The sequence below is a fragment of the Helcobacillus sp. ACRRO genome (assembly GCF_022347125.1).
Classification (GTDB): Bacteria; Actinomycetota; Actinomycetes; order Actinomycetales; family Dermabacteraceae; genus Helcobacillus; species Helcobacillus massiliensis.
In genome coordinates, this window is sequence record NZ_JAKRNG010000006.1 from 90,000 (window position 1) to 110,672 (window position 20,673).

General features: G+C 69.0%; 16 protein-coding genes. 7 read left to right on the top strand and 9 right to left on the bottom strand.

The annotated features are described in order from the left end of the window. Window positions 1-255: 255 nt before the first annotated feature. Window positions 256-891, bottom strand: a complete 636-nt coding sequence (locus MHY20_RS03675; protein ID WP_183376454.1) for a hypothetical protein — start codon at window positions 889-891, stop codon at window positions 256-258. A 192-nt stretch (window positions 892-1,083) separates the two neighbouring features. On the opposite strand from MHY20_RS03675, the gene MHY20_RS03680 reads away from it, so the two are divergent. Continuing rightward, window positions 1,084-1,680, top strand: coding sequence for a DUF4126 domain-containing protein (locus tag MHY20_RS03680; RefSeq protein ID WP_239374893.1), 597 nt, complete (start codon window positions 1,084-1,086; stop codon window positions 1,678-1,680). Between the two features lie 25 nt (window positions 1,681-1,705). Here MHY20_RS03680 and betT read toward each other — a convergent pair whose 3' ends face one another. The 3 genes from betT to MHY20_RS03695 form a co-directional block, all read right to left on the bottom strand. Next, window positions 1,706-3,751: a choline BCCT transporter BetT gene (gene betT / locus MHY20_RS03685; RefSeq protein WP_239374896.1), complete on the bottom strand. Its 2,046-nt coding sequence runs from the start codon at window positions 3,749-3,751 to the stop codon at window positions 1,706-1,708. A gap of 3 nt (window positions 3,752-3,754) precedes the next feature. Further along, window positions 3,755-5,557 (bottom strand): choline dehydrogenase, encoded by a 1,803-nt coding sequence (gene betA / locus MHY20_RS03690; RefSeq protein WP_183376465.1) that lies wholly within the window; start codon window positions 5,555-5,557, stop codon window positions 3,755-3,757. 87 nt (window positions 5,558-5,644) lie between these two features. Beyond that, on the bottom strand, window positions 5,645-7,231 hold the full coding sequence (locus MHY20_RS03695) for an aldehyde dehydrogenase family protein (protein ID WP_239374899.1): 1,587 nt from the start codon (window positions 7,229-7,231) through the stop codon (window positions 5,645-5,647). Between the two features lie 318 nt (window positions 7,232-7,549). Here MHY20_RS03695 and MHY20_RS03700 point away from each other — a divergent pair, with 318 nt between their 5' ends. Further along, complete coding sequence (locus tag MHY20_RS03700; RefSeq protein WP_183376469.1) at window positions 7,550-8,203, top strand: TetR/AcrR family transcriptional regulator; 654 nt, start codon at window positions 7,550-7,552, stop codon at window positions 8,201-8,203. A 156-nt stretch (window positions 8,204-8,359) separates the two neighbouring features. Here MHY20_RS03700 and MHY20_RS03705 read toward each other — a convergent pair whose 3' ends face one another. Together MHY20_RS03705 and MHY20_RS03710 are read right to left on the bottom strand one after the other, a co-directional pair. Next, complete coding sequence (locus tag MHY20_RS03705; protein ID WP_183376471.1) at window positions 8,360-9,391, bottom strand: hypothetical protein; 1,032 nt, start codon at window positions 9,389-9,391, stop codon at window positions 8,360-8,362. A 169-nt stretch (window positions 9,392-9,560) separates the two neighbouring features. Further along, complete coding sequence (locus MHY20_RS03710) at window positions 9,561-11,654, bottom strand: M3 family metallopeptidase (RefSeq protein WP_239374902.1); 2,094 nt, start codon at window positions 11,652-11,654, stop codon at window positions 9,561-9,563. 164 nt (window positions 11,655-11,818) lie between these two features. Between MHY20_RS03710 and MHY20_RS03715 the strand changes: the two genes are divergently transcribed. From MHY20_RS03715 to MHY20_RS03730, 4 genes are all read left to right on the top strand, one after another. Next, complete coding sequence (locus tag MHY20_RS03715; RefSeq protein WP_239374905.1) at window positions 11,819-13,030, top strand: pyridoxal phosphate-dependent aminotransferase; 1,212 nt, start codon at window positions 11,819-11,821, stop codon at window positions 13,028-13,030. A gap of 122 nt (window positions 13,031-13,152) precedes the next feature. Then, window positions 13,153-13,938 (top strand): basic amino acid ABC transporter substrate-binding protein, encoded by a 786-nt coding sequence (locus MHY20_RS03720; protein ID WP_183376477.1) that lies wholly within the window; start codon window positions 13,153-13,155, stop codon window positions 13,936-13,938. A gap of 61 nt (window positions 13,939-13,999) precedes the next feature. Further along, complete coding sequence (locus tag MHY20_RS03725) at window positions 14,000-14,794, top strand: amino acid ABC transporter permease (protein ID WP_183376479.1); 795 nt, start codon at window positions 14,000-14,002, stop codon at window positions 14,792-14,794. Next, window positions 14,791-15,576 (top strand): amino acid ABC transporter ATP-binding protein, encoded by a 786-nt coding sequence (locus tag MHY20_RS03730; protein ID WP_221187287.1) that lies wholly within the window; start codon window positions 14,791-14,793, stop codon window positions 15,574-15,576. Before MHY20_RS03725 ends, MHY20_RS03730 begins: the two co-directional genes overlap by 4 nt. Window positions 15,577-15,627: 51 nt before the next feature. On the opposite strand, the gene MHY20_RS03735 is transcribed toward MHY20_RS03730, so the two are convergent. The 3 genes from MHY20_RS03735 to MHY20_RS03745 all read right to left on the bottom strand — a co-directional run bounded on the left by MHY20_RS03735 (window position 15,628) and on the right by MHY20_RS03745 (window position 18,462). Further along, window positions 15,628-17,124: an FAD-dependent oxidoreductase gene (locus MHY20_RS03735; protein ID WP_239374908.1), complete on the bottom strand. Its 1,497-nt coding sequence runs from the start codon at window positions 17,122-17,124 to the stop codon at window positions 15,628-15,630. Between the two features lie 301 nt (window positions 17,125-17,425). Continuing rightward, window positions 17,426-18,109: an AIM24 family protein gene (locus tag MHY20_RS03740; protein ID WP_183376483.1), complete on the bottom strand. Its 684-nt coding sequence runs from the start codon at window positions 18,107-18,109 to the stop codon at window positions 17,426-17,428. A 128-nt stretch (window positions 18,110-18,237) separates the two neighbouring features. Further along, a complete protein-coding gene (locus MHY20_RS03745; RefSeq protein WP_183376485.1) occupies window positions 18,238-18,462 on the bottom strand; it encodes a cation transporter in 225 nt (74 codons plus the stop codon). 203 nt (window positions 18,463-18,665) lie between these two features. On the opposite strand from MHY20_RS03745, the gene MHY20_RS03750 reads away from it, so the two are divergent. After that, window positions 18,666-20,663 carry a serine/threonine-protein kinase gene (locus MHY20_RS03750; RefSeq protein WP_239374910.1) on the top strand — a complete coding sequence of 666 codons (1,998 nt, stop codon included), beginning with the start codon at window positions 18,666-18,668 and terminating at the stop codon, window positions 20,661-20,663. Window positions 20,664-20,673 lie beyond the last annotated feature (10 nt).

Consider the following 20,673-nt stretch of genomic DNA (forward strand, 5'->3'; position numbering starts at 1 on the left):
GCGTCGGGCCGGGAGCGCCTGTCGGCGCGAAGGCCGCTCGAAGCGGCAGAGGTTGGAGCCCGGGGCTGCCGCGACCCGACGCGATTCCACTGTACAACAGGCCCATCGCGTGGGCCCAGCCCGGTCCCAATTCTGCGCAACGGCGTTGTGCCAGGTCAGAGGATTTCTTGGGCGGGCAGTGGAGTTACATGTCGGTAACGTTCAGGTGATGGTCAGATGACCGGCCGTGACGTCAACGGAAAACGTGGTCTCTGCTCAGAAGAGGGAGCCGCCGGCCGCTGCCCGGCCGGCCGCCTCCAGGTCCTCGCCCAGACGGTGCAGACGGTCCGCCTGCATCGTGATGCGGCCCGCGCCGTCGGCTGAGGGGTCGTCGGCCCCGGAGCCCGGTGCGTCCGCGAGGTGCGCTGTTCCGTAGGCCGAGAGCATCGCGACCGCGGAGGCCCGCAGCAGCGCCATCGACAGGTCGCCGGTGAACGCGCCGCGCAGGATCTCGTCCAGAGTGCGGCGCATATCGTCCAGGTCCGGCGGGTTCGCGATGCCGGAGCGGTAGCGCAGCCCCGGAGCGGACTGCGTCCCGATCTGGTAGCGCCGCCGCACCTCCGCCGTCTGCTGCTGCACCCACGTGTGCAGCACGTACAGCCGCCACAGCGCACCCGGCAGTGACACCGCCGGCGCGCCCGACCACAGCGCCGCCATGTCGTCCAGGCCTTCGCTCTCGGCGAGGCGGAGGATCCGCTCCACGGCCGACGGGTCCACGGTGCCGCGGGTTTCGCGCAGCAGAGCAGCCGCCGAATCGTGCGCGATCTGGTCCTTCAGAGCGGGATCCGTGCCGCCCTCGATCTGTTCCTGCTGGGCGGGGGTGAGCGATGCGGGTCTGCGGAACTGTGCCATGCCGCCACACTACGCCCCGGGGCCCGGGCTCACTAGGGCCGGTGGGCCCCGTCGGCTGGCGTCGAACGGCGGAGCCCGTCGGTCCTCCGGGGAGGGCGGACCCCGTCGGCCCGGCCCCGCGCCCCTCCCACCGCGTGGCTACACTGAACGCGAATCGCTCCACGACGAAAGCGAGGCGCCATGGAAGCGCTGATGATGACCCTCAGCTCCGGTGCCGTCAGCGGCATCCGCCCCTACCTGATGCTGTTCATGCTCGGCATCGCCGACCGGTTCCTCCAGGTCGGCGCGGTCCCGGACGTCATGGGCCGCACTGATGTCCTCGTCATCACCGGGATCCTGCTCGTGGTGGACTTCCTCGCCGACAAGGTCGCGTTCCTCGACTCCGTGTGGGACGCCATCCACACCGTTGTGCGCCCCATCGCCGGCGGTGCGATCGGCTTCCTGCTCGGCGGCGAGACCGACACCGCCAACGCCGTTGTCCTCGCGGCTGTCGGCGCGTTCTCCGCGCTGAGCGTCCACGCCGCGAAGGCCGGCACCCGCGCCGTCGTCAACGCCTCCCCGGAGCCGGTGTCGAACGTACTGGTCAGCACCGGTGAGGACATCGCCGCTGTGGTTCTCGCCCTCCTCGCGGTCCTGCTGCCGATCCTCGCCGGCGCGGTCGCGGTCATCGTGATCATCGGGGCGATCGCGGGTGCGTTCCTGCTGTTCCGCACCGCCCGACGGATCCGCGAACGCTTCCGCGGCAGCGAAGCCCCCGCGGCGCGCACCGCCGAAGCGCGCATGCGCTGACGGTGCGCGCCTCGCGGCCGCAGGGTCAGGCCTGGACGTCGGCCTCCGGCTTGATGAACGTGCCGGACCACCAGGTGAAGTGATTGAGGATGTCGTGCGCGATCTCCTCCTCGCTCCACCCCATGATGTTGTAGACACCGCCACCGGGCACCAGCGTCTCCACCTCGTAGGTGGTGTCATCCGCTTCGATCATGCCGCGGCCGTAGGTCGGTGCGCGCATCTCACGGATCTGCACCCGGTACTCGAAGTGCTCATAGCCCTCCTCCGCCGCCGGCACCAGCAGGGTGACGGCCTTGACCACGGACTCCAGGCGGATCTCCTCATGGTTGATCGCGACGTCCACGCCGTGGCCCTGGAGCTCGCTGCGGACCTCCTCCATGGCGGGGATGACCCGGGCGGAGAGCTCGGCTTCGGCTTGGCGCTGGGTGACGGACCCGAACTGCCGCGCCAAGCGGCGCTTCCAGGACCCGCCCGTGCTGTTGCGGTCCTGCGCAGCGATGCGCCCGACCACCGCTCCGCGCACGGAGCGCTGGTAGGCGAGGCTGGTGCGCTCCTCTTCGCTGAGCGCCCGGTGCAGGCCCAGCATCACCAGCACCATCACGATCGCGAACGGCACACCCATCACCACGGTCGCGTACTGCAGCGCGGTGATGCCGCCGACGATCAGCATCGCGATCGTGATGACGCCGGTGGCGGCGGCCCAGAAGATCCGCAGCCACGGCTTCGCATCCGCCTCCGCGTGGGGGAGTTCGGAGCACAGGTTCGCCATCACCAGGGCGCCGGAGTCGGCACTGGTGACGTAGAACAGCAGACCCACGAACGTCGCCACTGCGATCACCGCCGGCGCCAGCGGCACCTGGCTGAGCAGTTCGAAGAACCCGGACTCGGGTGAATCGGCGGCGACCTGACCGAACGCGGTGTCGCCGTCGGTGATGCGCTTGATGGTGGCATTCCCGAACACCGTCACCCACATGAGGATGTAGGAGAACGGGATCAGCAGGGTGCCGATCACGAACTGGCGGATGGTGCGGCCGCGGGAGATGCGTGCGAGGAACATGCCGACGAAGCTCGCCCACGCCACCCACCAGGCCCAGAAGAACAGGGTCCAGGAGTTCATCCAGAGGGCGTCGTAGTCGTACGCCATCGTGTTGAGGGTGAGGCCGGGGAACATGGACACGAAGTCACCCACGTTCATCACCGCGGCGCGCAGCAGGTACGTGGTGTGGCCGGTGACCAGCACCCAGCCGGCGAGGACGAGCGCCAGCGCCACGTTCAGCTGCGACAGGATGCGGATGCCCTTGTCCACACCGGTCGTCGCCGAGATCGTCGCCATCGCGACCGCGAGGACCACCAGGCCCACCTGCACCGGCACCCCCTGCTCGAACCCGAACAGGATCCCGAGGCCCACGTTCAGCATCACCACGCCGATGCCGAGCGAGGTGGCGACGCCGAAGATGGTGCCGAGCACCGTCGCGATGTCGGCGGCGTGACCGACTGCGCCGTGGATCCGTCGGCCCACCAGAGGGTAGAGGGCGGAGCGGACCGCGAGCGGGAGGCCGCGGCGGTGCGCGAAGTAGCCGAGCGCGATGCCCATCAGTGCGTACATGCCCCAGCCGGTGACGCCGTAGTGGAACAGCGGCCACACGACCGCTTCGCGCGCCGCCTGCACGGTCCCCGGCTCGCCGCTGGGCGGGCTCAGGAACTGGGTGGCGGGCTCGGCGACGGCGAAGAACATGACGTCGGTGCCGATGCCGGCGGCGAACAGCATGGACGCCCATGCGAACGTGGAGAACTCCGGCCGGTCGGTGTCCTGGCCGAGGCGGACCCGGCCGAAGCGGATCGCCAGGTAGATGACGAACGCGAGGACCACGGTGGCCAGCGCGATGTACGCCCAGCCCACCCAGTCGCCGATCACTTCGACTGCGGCGCCGAGGACGCCCTCGGCGTTGGCGGGGGCGAGCAGCGCCCAGCCGGACACCACCACGGTGAACACGGCGGCGACTCCGAACACGAGCCATTTCGGGCGCGGCTCGTTCACCACCGGGAGGTCAGAGGTGTAGGTGCGGGCCATGGCTCAGCGCTCCTCAGCGCCGGCACCGGTGTTGGCGAAGCCGCGGCGGGCGAGTCCGTCGAAGTCCTGTGCGGCCATGGCCTCGAGCGCGGTCGGCACGCCGTCCTTCGCGTTCCAGGCGTCGTTACGGGGATCGCCCTCCGGGTAGAGGGGCATCCCGGCGTTCGCGCGGTACACCGGCGGGTTCTCGGGGGTGAGCATTGTGTTGCCGGCGATCGCGTCGGCGGCCTTCTCTGCAACCATCATGACGGGAGCATAGATGTTGCCGTTGGTGACTGAGGGGAAGACCGACGCATCCACCACGCGCAGACCCTCGGTGCCGTGCACCTTCATGGAGTGGGGGTCCACCACGGCCATGTCGTCCACGCCCATCTTCGCGGAGCACGAGGGGTGCAGTGCGGTTTCGGCATCGCGCGCCACCCAGTCGATGATCTCCTCGTCCGTCTCCACGTCCGGTCCCGGGGAGATCTCGCCGCCGCTGAACGCATCGAACGCGGGCTGCGACAGGATGTGCCGGGCCGCGCGGATCACCTCGACCCATTCGCGGCGGTCGTTCTCGGTGGAGAGGTAGTTGAACAGGATCGACGGATGCTGGCGCGGGTCGCTGCTGGTGATGTGGAGGCGGCCGCGCACATCGGAGTTCATGGGGCCGATGTGCACCTGGTAGCCGTGGTCGTGGCCGCCGCCGGAGCCGTCGTAGCGGACCGCGAGCGGCAGGAAGTGGAACATCAGGTTCGGGTACTTGACCTCATCGTTCGTGCGGATGAAGCCGCCGGCCTCGAAGTGGTTGGTGGCGGCGGGGCCCTGGCGGTTGAACAGCCAGTCCGCACCGATGAACGGGGCGCGCCACTTCTCCAGCGCCGGCATCATCGACACCGGCTGGGTGGAGGCGTGCTGCAGGTACACCTCGAGGTGGTCCTGCAGGTTCTCACCCACACCGGGCAGGTCGATGCGGGGCGTGACGCCGGCCTTCTTCAGCACCTCCGGGTCGCCGACTCCGGCGAGCTCCAGCAGCTGCGGGGTGTTGAACGCGCCGCCGCACAGGATCACCTCACCGGCGGTGACCGTGTGACTGGAGCGGCCGCGGGTGTACTGGACGCCGGTGACGCGGTTGCCCTGCCAGATCAGGTCGGTGACGAACGCGAGCGTGGTGATGTCGAGGTTCCTGCGCCCGCGGATCGGCCACAGGTAGGCGCGGGAGGCGGACCAGCGGCGGCCGTTGTTGACGTTGCGGTCGAACTTGGCGAAGCCCTCCTGGCGGTAGCCGTTGACGTCATCCGTCGGCGCGTAGCCGGCCTGCTGGGTGGCTTCGAAGAACGCCTGGAAGAGCGGGCTGTCGGCGGGGCCGCGTTCGAGGATGAGGGGGCCGGAGCCGCCGCGCCACGCATCCGCGCCGGCGCGGGTGGTCTCCATGCGCTTGAAGTACGGCAGGCAGTGGGCGAAGTCCCAGTGCTCCATGCCCTCGTTCTCGGCCCACTTCTCGTAGTCGCCGGGGTTGCCGCGCTGGAAGATCATGCCGTTGATGGAGGAGGAGCCTCCGAGGACCTTGCCGCGGGTGTGGGAGACGCGGCGGCCGCCCATATGGGGTTCGGGGTCGGTCTGGTACCGCCAGTCGTACAGGGGGTTGCCCGAGGGGTACATGAGCGCGGCGGGCATGTGCACGAACGGGTCGAACACGAAGTCGCGGCGGCCCGCTTCGAGGACGAGCACGCTGGTCTCGGGGTCGGCGGAGAGCCGGTTGGCGAGGACGGATCCGGCGGATCCGCCGCCGACGATCACGTAGTCGTAGTGGGTGCGGTTGGACATGCGGGTCTCCTTCAGTCGTGGGGGCGCCGGGTCGGCGCGAAGAGCAGGGGGACCGACGGGTTCGCGGCGTCCGTCGGCCCTGACAGGTCAGCAGCTGGTGTTCGGCATGACGGACGGGGCGTCGCCGTCGGCGAACCAGTTCGCGCGGGCGGGGGAGGTGTTGTGCCAGATGTGCTTGATCTCCTGGTACTCCTCCAGGCCCACGCGGCCGAGTTCGCGGCCGAAGCCGGACTGCTTGAAGCCGCCCCACTCGGCCTGCGGGACGTACGGGTGGAAGTCGTTGATCCAGACCGTGCCGTGGCGCAGATGCTTCGCGACCCGCTCGGCGCGGCCGGCGTTCTTCGTCCAGACAGCGCCGGCGAGCCCGTAGATCGTGTCGTTGGCGATGCGCAGCGCCGCCTTCTCCTTCTCCTCGTCGCTGTCGCCGGTGAACGTCTCGATGGTGACGATGGGGCCGAAGGACTCCTCCTGCACGGCGGCCATCTCGGTGGTGCAGTCATCCAGGACGGTGGGCAGGTAGAAGCAGCCCTTCGCGAGGTCGGTCGAGCCCTGCGTGCCGGTGGCGCGCTGCCCGCCGACGAGCAGGGTCGCGCCCTCCGCCACGGCGCTGTCCACGAACGCGGCGACCTTCTGCAGGTGCTCCTCACTGATGAGCGCACCGGTTTCGGCGTTCTCGTCATAGATGCCGCCCAGCTGGATGTTCTTGGTGCGGCGCACCAGTTCCTCCACCACCTGATCGTGCACGGACTCCTCGACGATGAGGCGGGATCCGGCGGAGCACACCTGGCCGGAGTCGAGGAAGATCGCGGTGAGGGCGTTGTCGATGGCGGCATCGAGATCGGCGTCGGCGAAGATGATGTTCGGGTTCTTCCCGCCCAGTTCCAGCGCCACCTTCTTCACGGTCGTCGCCGCGTTGGCCATCAGCAGGCGCCCCGTCTCCACACCGCCGGTGAAGGAGACGAGGTCGATGTCCTCGTGGGTGGACAGCGGCGCACCCGCGTGGGCGCCCCGGCCGGTGATGAGGTTGCCGACCCCGTCGGGCAGGCCCGCTTCCTTCAGCGCGTCCATCAGCCACATCGCCGACTGCGGGGTCAGCTCAGCGGGCTTGAGGACGAACGTGTTGCCGGCCGCGATCGCGGGCGCGATCTTCCACGCGGTCTGCAGCAGCGGGAAGTTCCACGGGGTGATCAGGGCGCACACGCCGACCGCTTCGGTGACGGTGCGCGAGGAGATCGTGGGGTCACCGGTGTCGATGGTGCGGCCGGATTCCTGCCCGGCGATCTGCGCGAAATGGCGGAACACGCCGACGATGTCGTCCATGTCGCCCAGCGACTCCACGTAGCGCTTGCCGGTGTCCTCCGCCTCCATGCGCGCCACCTCGCGGCGGTCGCGTTCGAGGAGGTCGGCGAGGCGGTTCAGGATCTGCGCCTTCTCCTGGAAGGGGACGAACTGCCAGTCGGTGTCGTCGAAGGTGCGGCGGGCGGCGGCGATCGCCTTCTCGGTGTCGGCCGGGTCGGCTTCGGACACGGTGAGCACATGGCGGCCGTCGGCGGGGCAGGTGATGTCCCGGGTGGCGCCGGAGGCGGCGGGCAGCCACTGGCCGTCGATGAAGAGGCTGGCGGGGGCGCCGTCGGCGGTGGTGCGGTGGTCATGGGATGTCGGGGTGAGGGCCAAGGCGTTCTCCTTCGTCGATGGCGGGGCGATGGGGATGGCGGCGGACGATCGTGCGTGGGCTGGTGGAGGCGCGGGCCGACGGGGCAGTGGTCAGAGGGGGTGCTGGGCGAATCGGCGCGGGTCGGAGCGGTCGGTGGTCACGGGTCGCTGCGGAAGCGTCATCGACAGCACGATAACGCTCGCTATACCTGCCGGCAATAATGTGCGTTATAGGTGTGAGGTCTGTGACCCAGCGGCGCCCCACCCTTGGACCGACCTGCGGCCTGGACGGCGTACAGTTGCCTCGACACCGTCGGCCGCCCACCCCAAGGAGGACCTGTGGCCGCCACTCGATCGACGCAGCAGTCCCCAGACCCCGCCGAGGGCCGCACGCGCACTGCCAAACCCGTCCGCGAACGCCTCCTCGACGCAGCCGACGCGGTCCTGTTCGTCGACGGGGTCCCGTCGGCCCCCGTGGACCGCATCCTCAAGCACGCCGGCGCCTCCCCGCCGAGCCTCTACACCCATTTCGGCAACAAAGAGGGCCTGCTGGTCGCGGCACTGAAGCGTCGGCTCGACGTCTGGCGCGAGGAATGGACCGCCGCCATCGCCGACGCCGCCGACGACGAAGAGCGCCTCCTCTGCCTCTGGAGCGCGACCCGCACCTACCAGCGGGTGCGGCTCACCGAACGGTGGTGCGCATTCAGCGGCACCGCCGCCTCCATCGACGATCCGACGCCTGAACTCCAGGCCGTCCTCGATGAGGAGACCGCCATGCTCTACGACCGCACGTACGAGCACGCGCTGCCGCTCGTCGGCCACGACACCGAAGCCGCGCGGCAACTCAGCGAACAGCTGGTCGTGGTGTACCTCGGGTCGCTGGCGCTGATGCTCCGCCGCGAATACGAGGAAGCCCTCACCGCGGGGGAGAGGACAGCCCGAACCCTGGTGCGCGCCTTCGGTTCAGCCCACGGCGCGCAGTCGTCGCGCTAAGTCGCGACCGCTCGCCGCGTGGTGGACGATCCTTCGTCCCTTTCGGGGATATTCGACTGGGAAATCCCGCATGCGCAGACGGATCGAACGTGCCGCGGCGGAGCGCGAAGCATCGCTGCGAAGAGAGGGTGCTCGGTACCGCGGAGAACGGGCCACTCAGCGCCGCCATCCCTGCCGCCGCAGTTCCTCCGCCACGACCGTCACCGCCGGGCACGTGGCGAGCCGACGCATCACGCTCTCATCGCTCTCCCCGGGGATCGGCCGCGGCAGATCATCGCGGAACAGGTGGAGATCGATCAGCCCGAGCCCGCGCAGGCGGATCGTCCGACGCTGCCCCCGCTGAGCCGCATCCCCCTCGAAGTGCACCGCACCGTCGTACTCCACGACGACGCCGAACTTACGGAACGTGAAATCGGTCTGCGCCACCACTGACCCATCGTCGGCAAGGTGCCGAGCGTTCAGCTCCGGTTCCGGCAGCCTGCCGAACCGGAAGGCGAGCCGGCAGCGCGTCTCCGCTGGTGAGTCTGCACCGACCCGAGCGAAGGACAGGATCTTCCGGCCGCGTTTCGCCCCCGCGCGGCCCCGGCACCGCCGCAGCAGATGCTCGAGGGACTCCCGAGTGGCATAGGGCCGGGTCCGCCGCTCGAACTGCTCGCGCGGGATGCGCAGCAGATGATCTGCCTGCGCCACCGCCCAGTCCAGTGGCAGTGAGCGCGTCAGATCGAACCAGGTGCGCGACCGAGACGTCACCCGAAGGATATAGCGGTGCTTCTCGTCGTTCGGCACCCAGCCGCCGTATCCGCGGGTCCCATCGACGTGCACCACATCATCATCATCCAGACCTCCGTAGTGCCACGTGATCAGCTCGGTGCTGCGCATGCGTCGCCCCGGCGGCGCCATCAGATGGATCGGCATCCCCGGCCGCCACGCGTCCCGGCTGTGCTCCATCGGCATGCCCCACAGACGCCCGGCCGAATCGTGCGACACCACGGCCCCCGGATACTGCCGACACAGCGCCGCAGCCAGGAGATATTCACTGATCTGCGTGCGCGACCATGCGTAGAGTCCGCGACCCACCCGTTGAAAGTCATTGCACCGCAGGCGGTCGCGGCTCACCCCCAGGGCGAGCGCCTCACCCACGAGGAATACGCCATGCCGAAGGCGCTGCGGAGAATCGTCTCGAACCATGCGCCCCAGCGTTACCTCCCCTCCCGCGCAGGTGAACCGGCGCGGGGTGATTGGGGACAAGTGGTCGGCGCTAGGCGCGGCTCCCACGCCGGGGCCCGATCCGTCTGCAGTTTCGGGAAAGATCGGCGGAAAAATCCCGAACGTGCAGACGGATCGGTGCTTGGGCGGCTCAGGCGAGGCCGCGGCGCTTCAGCAGCGGCTCGATCCGCGCCTCACGGCCCGTCATCGCACGGAACGCCTCCGGGATCGGGGCGCTGCCGCCGATCGCGAGGATGTGGCGACCGAACGCGTCACCGCAGCGACGGATCGCCTCCAGCTGCGCGTCAGCGTCGTCGTCACCGCGGGCCCCGTCGGCCCCGGCGCCGTTCTCGCCGTACCAGGCGACCGTGTCCGCATCGAAGACCTCTGCCCACAGGTACGAGTAGTACCCCGACTCGTAGCCGCCGGAGAACGAATGGTTGAGGTAGCTGGTGCGGTAGCGCGACTCCACCAGCGGATGCATCAGCCCCGCATCGGTCAGCGCGTCGTTCTCGAACGCGACCGGGTCCTGGACCGGCTGAGCGTCCCTCGAGGCCGGCAAGCGGTGCCAGCGCCAGTCGAGCACGGCGGCGCGCAGGTACTCCACGGTGCCGAAGCCCTCGCCCCACTGTTCCGCGGCCTGCATCTTGTCGATCAGCTCCTGCGGCACCACCTGTCCCGTGTCGATGTGGCGGGCGTAGTTCGGCAGGATCGCCGGGTGGTAGATCCACATCTCGTTGACCTGCGACGGGTACTCCACGATGTCCCGCTCCACCGACGTGCCGGACACCTCCGCGTAGTCCACGTCCGAGAGGAGGCCGTGCAGGGCGTGCCCGAACTCGTGGAAGAGCGTGCGCACGTTGTCCTGCGTGACGTACGCGGGGGCGCCCTCAGCCGGGGGAACGATGTTGAGGTTGTTGACGATGACGGGGCTCGTGCCGCTCTTCTTCGACTGGTTGACCAGGGGGTTCATCCAGGCGCCGCCGCGCTTCGTGGGGCGGGTGAAGAAGTCGCCGAGGAACAGGCCGATGCCCTCCCCATCGGCTGAGAAGACCTCCCAGATCCGCACCTCCGGGTGGTAGCCGACGAGGTCCTCGCGCTCGCGGAAGGATATGCCGTACACCATGTGCGCGGCGTAGAACACGCCGTCCTCCAGGACCCGGTCGAGGGTGAAGTAGGGGCGCAGCTCCTCGGGGTCCACCGCGAACTCCTCGGTGGAGATGAGGTCGGAGTAGTACGACCAGTCCCACGGCTTGAGCTCGTCGATGCCGTCCTGCTTCGCGCGGTCGGCGATCTTCGCCGCTTCGCGGTCGGCGTTCCTCATCGCCGGCGCGACCGTCTTCTCGAACAGGCCCTCCACGGCCTCGGGGGTGCGGGCGGTGCGGTCCGCGACGGCGAGGGAGGCGAAGTCCTCGAAGCCGAGCATCGCGGCCTTCTTCGCGCGCATCGCCGCGATCTCAGCGGCGAGCTGCCAGTTCGAATCGCCGCGCTCCACGGACGCGACGTGCAGCATTTCGCGGACCTCGCGGTTCTCCAGGTCCGCGAGCAGCGGCTGCATGGTGGGGAACTGCAGGGTGAGCATCCAGCCCTCATCGTGCCCGGCCGCCTGGGCGTCGGCGCGGGCGGCGTCCTTCTGCTGCTGGGAGAGGCCGGCGAGCTCCTCCTCGGCGTGGATGAGCACGCCGCCGTCGTTCATGTCCTCGGTGACCTGCTGGCTGAAGCGGGTCTGGGTGTCCGCGATCCGCATGTTGAGGTCGGCGAGTTCGGCGCGGTCCTCGTCGCTGAGGGCGGCGCCGCTCAGGGTGAAGCGCAGGTGCAGCTTCTCCAGGATCCGCAGCTGTTCGGCGGTGAGGTCGAGCTGGTCGCGGCGGGAGTGCAGGTCATCGAGGCGGCGGAAGATCGCCGGGTTGAGGACCATGTCGTTGTCGAGTTCGGTGAGGGCGGAGACGATGTCTCCCTCCACGGCGAGGCGCTCCTCGGTGCCGTCGGAACCGGCGATGTTGAAGTAGGTGATGGCGGCGCGCTCCAGCATCGCCGATGGTGAGATCAGCACCTTCACCGTGTTCTCGAACGTGGGCTCGTCGGTGGCGTCGGCGATGCGGGCGAACGCCGCGCGGGCCTCGGCCACGCCCTCCTGGACGGCGGGCAGGTAGTGCTCGTCGCGGATGGCGGAGAAGTCGGGGAGGTTGTAGGGGAGCGTGGATGCCTCGGCGAACGGGTTCGCGGCGGTGGGGTTCTCAGTCATGGGCCCAGGCTATAGAGGTGGGTGCGGGCCCGTGGGGGCTTTGACCAAGTCGTGACCGTCGGCGGATCGGCCGGCCGGGGGGCGGCGAGGGCGCGGCGGGTACCGCGGGGTAGGGGCCGACGGGCGCCGAGGAATCCGTCGGCTCCGACGCTTACACTGGGGCGATGATGCTCAAGCAGTCCTCGAAGCTCCGGAACGTCTCCTACGATGTGCGCGGTCCCGTGCTCGAAGAGGCGGCGCGGATGGAGGCGGAGGGCCACCGCATCCTCAAGCTCAACATCGGCAATCCCGCCCCGTTCGGGTTCGAAGCGCCGGATGAGATCCTGGTCGACTTCATCAAGCAGCTGCCCACCGCGCAGGGGTACAGCGAGTCGAAGGGGATCCCGTCGGCCCGCCGTGCGGTCGCTCAGTACTACCAGAAGCAGGGCCTGCCGGACGTCTCCATCGAGGACGTGTACCTCGGCAACGGCGTCAGCGAACTGATCCAGCTGCTCGCGCAGGCGCTCGTGGACAACGGCGACGAGGTCCTCGTGCCGATGCCGGACTACCCCCTGTGGACCGCCTCGGTCACCCTCGCCGGCGGGAAGGCCGTCCACTACGAGCTCGACGAGGACGACTCCTGGTTCCCGAACGTGGAGGACATCGCCGCCAAGGTCACCGACCGCACGAAGGCGATCGTGGTGATCAACCCGAACAACCCCACCGGCGCGGTGTACCCGAAGGAGCGCCTCGCGCAGATCGCGGAGGTCGCCCGCGAGCACGACCTGCTGATCCTGTCCGACGAGATCTACGACAAGATCCTCTACGACGACGCCGAGCACCACACCATGGCGTCCATCGCCCCGGACCTGCTCACCATCACCTTCAACGGCCTGTCCAAGGCGTACCGGGTGGCCGGCTTCCGCGCCGGCTGGATGATGCTGTACGGCCCGAAGGACCATGCCGCCGACTTCATCGAGGGCCTCACGATCCTCTCCAACATGCGACTGTGCGCGAACGTCCCCGCGCAGCATGTGATCGCGACCGCGCTCGGCGGGTACCAGACCATCGACGACCTGGTGCTGCCCGGCGGGCGCCTGCGCGAGCAGCGCGATGTCGCCTACGAGGGCCTGATGGAGATCCCCGGAGTGAGCGTGAACAAGCCGGCCGGGGCGCTGTACATGTTCCCGCGTCTGGACCTCGAGCAGTACCCCGTGGAGGATGACGAGCAGCTCGCGTACGCGCTGCTGCGGGAGAAGAAGATCCTCGTCACCCAGGGAACGGGCTTCAACTATCCGCGCCCGGACCACTTCCGTCTGGTGACGCTGCCGGATGCGGACACAATCGCGAACGCGCTGGACCGCATCGGCGACTTCCTCGCCGGCATCCGCCGCTGACGGCACCTGTCGGCCCTCGAGTCCGAAATGTCGGACGCGAAAGCGATCAGTAGGGCTTGGGTCACCCAGAAGTCGACGGTTCGGACTGTGGTGGAGGCCACTTTCACTGTACTCTTCGGGGCATGAAGATTCGCACCCTTGCATCCCTGACCGCCGCTTCGGCGCTCCTGCTCACCGCCTGCGGCGGCAGCGGAGGCGGCGACAATCCCGACGGCATCGACCTCGTCCAGGACGGCACCCTGACCGTCTGCGGCGAAGCACCCTACGAGCCCTTCGAAATGGAGGACAAGAACGCGCCCAGCGGCTACACCGGCTTCGATGTGGAGCTCACCGAACAGGTCGCCAAGAAGATGGGCCTCAAGTACGTCTACAAGGACACCGCGTTCGACTCCCTGCAGTCCGGTCTCGCCCTCAACTCCGGTGAATGCGACCTCGGCGCCTCCGCCATGACCATCACCGAGGACCGCAAGAAGAACCTCCTGTTCACCGACGGCTACTACGACTCCAAGCAGTCCCTGCTCGTCGCCGAGGGCTCCGACATCAAGACCAAGGATGACCTCAAGGGCAAGACCGTCGGCATCCAGACCGGCTCCACCGGCGAGATCTACGCCAAGGAGAACCTCGACGGCGCCGAGCTGAAGAGCTTCCCCGGTGACGCCGAACTGTGGCAGGCCATCCAGGCCGGCCAGGTCGACGCCGTCCTCCAGGACCTCCCCGTCAACATCCCCCACACCAAGGACGGCAAGTTCGCCATCGTGGAGGAGTACGACACGGGTGAGCAGTACGGATTCGCAGCCAAGAAGGGCAACGACAAGCTGATCGAGGAGTTCAACAAGGAGCTCAAGGCCATGCGCGAAGACGGCTCCTACGACAAGCTCTACGACAAGTACTTCTCCACCGACAAATGATCCGGGCGCGGGCCGCTGAATCGGCGGCCCACTCCTCTTCCCCCTTGACGAAAGCCATCCCGTGACCCGTACCCAACGCAGGCGGGCGATCCACTGGTCGCTCTACGCCCTGTTCATCCTCCTCGTCATCGCCGCGATCGCACTCGCCGACTGGCCCGCCATCGCCGACAACTTCTTCCTGCTCGACGGCATCGCCGAAACCTGGCCCACCATGCTGCTGATCGGCGCGAAGAACACGATCCTCTACACGATCATCTCCTTCACCGGCGGGTTCGTCTTCGCCCTCGTCCTGGTGCTGATGAAGCTCGCACCGGTGGCGCCGTTCCGCTGGCTCGCCACCGCCTACATCGAGCTGTTCCGCGGTCTGCCCGCCCTGATCGTCATCCTGTTCATGGCGTTCGGTGTGCCGATCGCGTTCGGGTGGCGCGCCCCCGGCGGCCCCGTCGGCGCGGGCCTGCTCGCCCTGATGATGGTGGCCGCCGCGTACCTCGCGGAGACGCTGCGCGCCGGCATCGAAGCGGTCCCGCCGGGCCAGATCGAAGCGGCCCGCTCCCTGGGCATGTCCCCGGCGCAGACGATGGTGCAGGTGACGCTGCCGCAGGCGCTGCGGATCGTGTTGCCGCCGCTGACGAACGAGCTGGTCATCCTGATCAAGGACACGTCCCTGCTGTTCGTGATCGGCATCGCCGCGAGCGAGAAGGAGCTCACCATCTTCGCCCGCGACATGATGAGCTCCGGCCCCACCGCCGGCACCGCCACGTCCCTGACGATGGCCGCCGTGTTCTACCTGGCCATCACACTGCCGCTGACCCGCATCGTGTCGCGCATGGAGAGGAAGCGAGGCGGATCCCGATGAGCCGCACGAACACCCACAAGCCCCTGCATCCCACGCAGGAGATGGACCCCGTTGCGCCGGCGATCGAGGTGCGGGGCCTGCACAAGTCGTTCGGTGACAAGAAGGTGCTCACCGGCATCGACTTCCATGTGGACCACGGACAGGTGGTGTGCGTGATCGGCCCGTCCGGGTCCGGCAAGTCCACGCTGCTGCGCTGCGTGAACCGCCTGGAGGAGCCGACGAGCGGCCAGGTCCTCATCGAGGGCATCGACATCACCGACCCGGAGACGGAGTTGGACCGTGTCCGCTCCCGCATCGGCATGGTGTTCCAGGGGTTCAACCTGTTCAGCCACCTGGACGTGATGGAGAACCTGGTCCTGGCGCAGCGGAAGGTGCTGGGCCGCTCCAAGGAAGACGCGCGCAAGGTCGCGCAGGCGAACCTGGACCGTGTGGGTCTGGGGGAGCGCGGCCAGGCGATGCCGAGCCAGCTGTCCGGTGGTCAGCAGCAGCGCGTCGCGATTGCGCGGGCGCTCTCGATGGAGCCGGACATGATGCTGTTCGACGAGCCGACCTCCGCGCTCGACCCGGAGCTCGTCGGCGATGTTCTCGGGGTGATGCGGGAGCTCGCCGCCGAGGGCATGACCATGATGGTGGTGACGCACGAGATGGGCTTCGCCCGCGAGGTGGGCGACAAGCTGGTCTTCATGGCCGACGGGGTCATCGTTGAGGAGGGCGACCCCGCGACCGTGCTGGCCGATCCGCAGCACAAGCGGACGAAGGACTTCCTCTCCCGCGTGCTCTGACGGTCCGGCCGGCCCGCTACGGGAAACAGCGGCGGCAGCGCCGGGTCGGGATCAGGCGCTGGCGTCGGCCTTCTTCTCGCGGGACACCCGGACCATCTCGTCACGGTCCACGACCTTCACGGACGGGCGGGCGTTGCCGTCGGCGTCCTGTTCGGCGGCGCCGAGCGCGACCTCGTGGTCGTGCAGCTGCATCCAGCCGTCCCAGTCGGTGTACTCGATACCGCGGTCCTCGAGCATCCGCACCACGGAGTCAGCGGAGCGGTCGGCGCACGGGGTGAGGGCGCCGGACTCGATGTCCTCCAGCATGTGGGTGACGGTCTCGAGGGCGTCGGACTTGGTGGCGCCGATGAGGCCGACGGGTCCGCGCTTGATCCACCCGTTCGCGTACAGGCCGGACTGCACAGCACCCTCAGCGTCGGTGACGCGGCCGCCGGTGTTGTGGATGACGCCGCGGTCGGCGTTGTAGGGGACGTCGGCGAGTTCGGAGCCGAAGTAGCCGACAGCGCGGTACACCTGGCCGAGTTCGTAGTCCACGTACTCGCCGGTGCCGATCAGCTGCTCATGCTCGTCGAACGCGGTGCGCTCGAAGCGCATCCCGGTGACGTGGCCGGTGGGCTGGCCTTCCTCGTCCTTCTCGCCGGAGCCGAGGACCTCAACGGGGCGGTGCCAGAAGTGCATGTGCAGGCGGACCTTGACCTCGCCTCCGTGGGCATCCGTCGGCTGCTCGCCGCTCTCTTCGCGCTCCTGCTGGTCGGCCAGCCAGCCCTCGAAGGTGCGGACGATCTGGTCCGTGCGCTTGTCGGCGCGGATCTTCTCCCACTCGGCGTCGGTGATCTGCTCCATGTCGCGCGGGTCCATGACGACCTGCACGCCCTTCGGGTGGGCGAGTTCGCGCGCCTCCAGCGGGGTGAACTTGGTCTGGGCGGGGCCGCGGCGGCCGAACACGTGGACGTCGGTGATCTTCGAATCCTGCTTGCCGAGGTACACGTTGGCGGGGATTTCGGTCTTCAGGAGTTCGTCGCCGCTCTTGGAGAGCATGCGGGCCACGTCGAGGGCCACGTTGCCATTGCCGATGACGCCGACGGATTCGTGGTCGAGCGGCCAGGTGCGCGGGTAGTCGGGGTTGCCGTCGTACCAGGCGACGAAGTCGGCGGCGCCGTAGGAGCCGTCGAGGTCGATGCCGGGGATGTTCAGCTGGGCGTCCTTGAGGGCGCCGGTGGAGAACACGACGCCGTCGTAGTGCTCGCGGAGGTCCTCGAGGGTGATGTCGCGACCGAAGACCACGTTGCCGAAGAAGCGCATGTCGCCGCGACCGAGGATGCGGTGGAGGGCGCGGATGATCCCCTTGATGCGCGGGTGGTCGGGGGCGACGCCGTAGCGGATGAGGCCGAACGGTGCGGGCAGGGCGTCGAACAGATCGACCTCGACGGCGAGGCGGCCGCTGGTCACCTGTTCGCTGCGCATGAGCGTTTCGGCGGCGTACACGCCAGCGGGGCCGGCGCCGATCACGGCGAGGCGGAACGGGGTGGTCTCAAAGGTTTCGGTCACTGACTTCCTCATCGGTTGCGCAGGGTGGTGGGCCTGTTGTGGTGTGCGCGGCGGGGCGCGAGGGGCGTCCACGGGGCGCGACGAGTTTTGACAAGGCCGCAGTTGCGTTAACTGTATCGCTCGGGCGGGCGCTGCCCAATGAAAAGCGGGCCCCGTCGGCAGGACTTCACACAACCTCCCCGCCTGGGCCGACGGATTCTGGGCAGACCGAAGGGGCGCCGCGCGAGCGACGCCCCTTGCTCCACCGGGCCCGGTGCCAGCGGACCCGACGGGTGGACGGAGGGAGAGAGTCTGTGCGCCGTCAGCTGGTGGTGACGACGGGCGCACCCTCGGACGGCTGCACGACCACGAAGCCGGGGCCGTGGAAGCCGAGCTGGAACGATTCGCCGGAGCCGCGGCCGATGAGGGAGCCCATCTTGAAGTCGTTCTTCACCTGCGGGGTGAGGTTCGCCGACCAGCACACGGCCGCCTGCGGATCCACGTAGGTGGGCTGCTGGGAGCAGTCGAGCAGGAGCGGAGGGCCGTCGGAGGTGACGGCGACCATGCCCTGGCCCTGCAGGAACAGGTTGAAGAACCCGCCGGCGAAGAAGCCGGCGCCGGCGCTGCCGAGGGAGCGGATGTCCCACTCGATGGAGGAGTCGAACGCAAGCAGGCTCTTGGTGTTGAGGGTGATGGCGTCGCCCTCGAGCTGGATGAGGAACACGTGCTCGGCCTGGTTGGCGAAGAACACCTCGCCCTGGCCGCGCACGCGCATGATGTTGGCGCCTTCGCCGGTGGCCATCTTCTTCAGCAGCTTCATGCCGCCGCCGGAGCCCTGGTAGGCGAAGTCCATCTGGCCCTGGTACGCGACCATGGCGCCGGCGCGCGCGATGATCTCAGGAGACTGCGGGCCGAGGGCGCAGCGCAGCAGGCGGTCGGACTGGAGGGCCCAGCGTTCGTTGGTCTGGATCTCTTGGTTCTTCTGGTCGAAGATTGCTGATCGCATCGCATTCCTTCAGGTCGAGGGGCGGGGAGTCGTGGATCACGCTAATGGATCCCGCCTGCATGATCGACGGGGAACGAGGGGGAGCGGTCCCCACCGGCGCCACAGGCGGGGCCGGCGGTGCGGAGTCGTCAGTCGGCGATGAGGGTGTAGGCGTCGCCGGCTTCGCCGATGGCCTCGCGAAGAGCGTCGGCGGAGACGGGCTCAGCGGCGTCGAACGTGAGGGTCGATTCGCCGCCGACGTTCAGGTCGACGTTCACGTTGCTGACGCCGGTGATCTCGCTGACCTCGTCGGTGATGGCGGCGGCGCAGTGGCCGCAGGTGAGGCCGGTGACGGCGTAGGTCTGGGTGGTCATGGATCCTCCTCGGTTGGGAACAGCAACGCACCCATCGTATACCCCTCAGGGGTATGGGGGTGTTCAGCTCGCACAGAGCCGCGGGCTGTGCGGCGTCGGCAAGGAGGCGCCCTCGGTGTTGACGACCAGCGGATGAGGCCATGGGGAATTCTCCATACCCGAGGATGGGGGCCGGTAGGCACCTGCTGGCTAGCATGGAGGGCATGTCGCCATCTTCCTCAGCGCTCAGCGAATCCGGGTACACGATCCTCCGCAAGATTGGGTCCGGCGGCATGGGCATCGTGTACCTCGCCGAAGACGGCGCCGGTAACGATGTCGCCCTCAAGCTGCTGCGCCCCGAGGTGGCGAGCGACGAGAACGCCCGCACACGCCTCCGCCGCGAGGTCGCGGCCCTGCAGCGGGTCAGCTCTGACCAGATCGCCCGCCCCCTGGACGCCGAACTCGACGGCGACGGCGCCTTCATCGTCACCGAGTTCATCCCCGGACCCACCCTGGACGAGGCGGTGCGCCGCCACGGCGCGCTCCACCTCGAAGTCGTCCGTGAGATCGGCGTGGTCCTCGGCGAAGCGCTCCAGGAGATCCACGCCGCCGGCATCATCCACCGCGACCTCAAGCCCTCGAACATCATGATCCGCGGCGCCCGCCCCTCCGAGCTCACGGAGTTCTCGGCCGACGGGTCCCGCATCGACCCCGTCATCATCGACTTCGGCATCGCGCAGGCGAGGGAGGACTCCCGCCTCACCTCCACCGGCCTCATGATGGGCACCGCCGCCTACCTCGACCCAGAAGTGGTCCGCACCAACGAGACCGGCCCCGAAGTGGACTGGTGGGCGTGGGCGGGCCTGATCGCATTCGCCGCGACCGGCCGCGACCCGTTCGGCTCCGGCCGCCCCGATGTGGTTTTTCTGCGCGCAGAGCGCGGCGAGGTCGACGTGGACGGTCTGCCCGCTCAGCTCGCTGACTGGCTGCGGGACGCCCTGCAGCCCCGCGTGCAGGACCGCCCCGATCCGGAGGATCTGATCCACCGCCTTGCCCGCCTCGACCTCGATCCGGCGACCGCGGTGGATGCCCCCGCGAAGGGCGGCAGCTCCGCACTCGGCGCTGGCGGCTCACGCGATGCGCGGCCCGTGCATCCGACCGTTGAGCGGCCCCAGCGTCGGGACGAGCCCGCCGCGGACCCGATGGCAACGGCGCGGCTCGACGCTCTCGACGACTCGGCAGGCGATGCGGCCGCCGATGACGCTGGCGAGGCGGCTGACGAGGCGCCCCGCACCGAGGTGCTGCCTGTCTACGGCCACGAACAGCACCCCACGAAGGCACTGCCGGTGGTGCCGCTCGAATCGCCCAGCGCACCGTACGGTGCGAACGGCGGGGTGCCCCACGGCGGCCCCGTCCCGACCCAGCCGATCCACCACCAGCAGCAGTTCCAACAGTCCTACGCCCAGCAGGCCCAGTTCCAGCAGGTGCAACCGGCTCAGCAGGTGGCGCCGGCCCCGGCGTACGCACCGCCGCAGCACCGGCCCGTGGCCGCGCCCGACCACCTGCGGCAGGGCTACGAGCTGCAGCACTACCCGAACCCGTCGGCCCACCCGGGGATGGCGGCCCCGATGCTGCCGCCCCGCCGGCCGTGGCTCGTGTGGCTCGGCATTGTGCTGATGACAGCGCTCGGCGCCATCGCCCCCTTCACCGCCATCATCGTCTTCCTGCTGGTCAGCGCCTTGGCCCGCACGTGGCAGCGCACCTGGGAGTCCGGCGAACGGGCCCGTGCCCGCAGCGGCCGCAGCGGGGGAGCGGGCGCCGTGATGTTCGCGCTGCCCAGGTTCGCCGTCGCCCTGCTCGAATCGATACTGCTGGCGATGTTCCCGTTCATCCTCGGGCTGGTCTTCGTGCTCGCGATCGACGCGGTCGCCTTCTACGGCTTCCATGCGCACCTGCCGCTGTCCTGGTACGGCGCGGGGATCGTCGGCTTCACGATCCTGCTGTGCTGGATCGGTCTGTCCAGCCGCCTCACCCGCAACGGCGCCCACCGCGTGGTCGATGCGGCCGCGCCCGACGGACTCTGGACGATGATCATGGCGTTCCTGCTGCTGGCGCTGCTGATCGCCGTGGGCGTCACCATCCTGGCGCGCGGCGGCACCATCGACTATTTCCCGTTCACCGGCATGCCGACGTTCGACACCCTCGCCTTCTGGCGGCGCTGACCGCCGGACC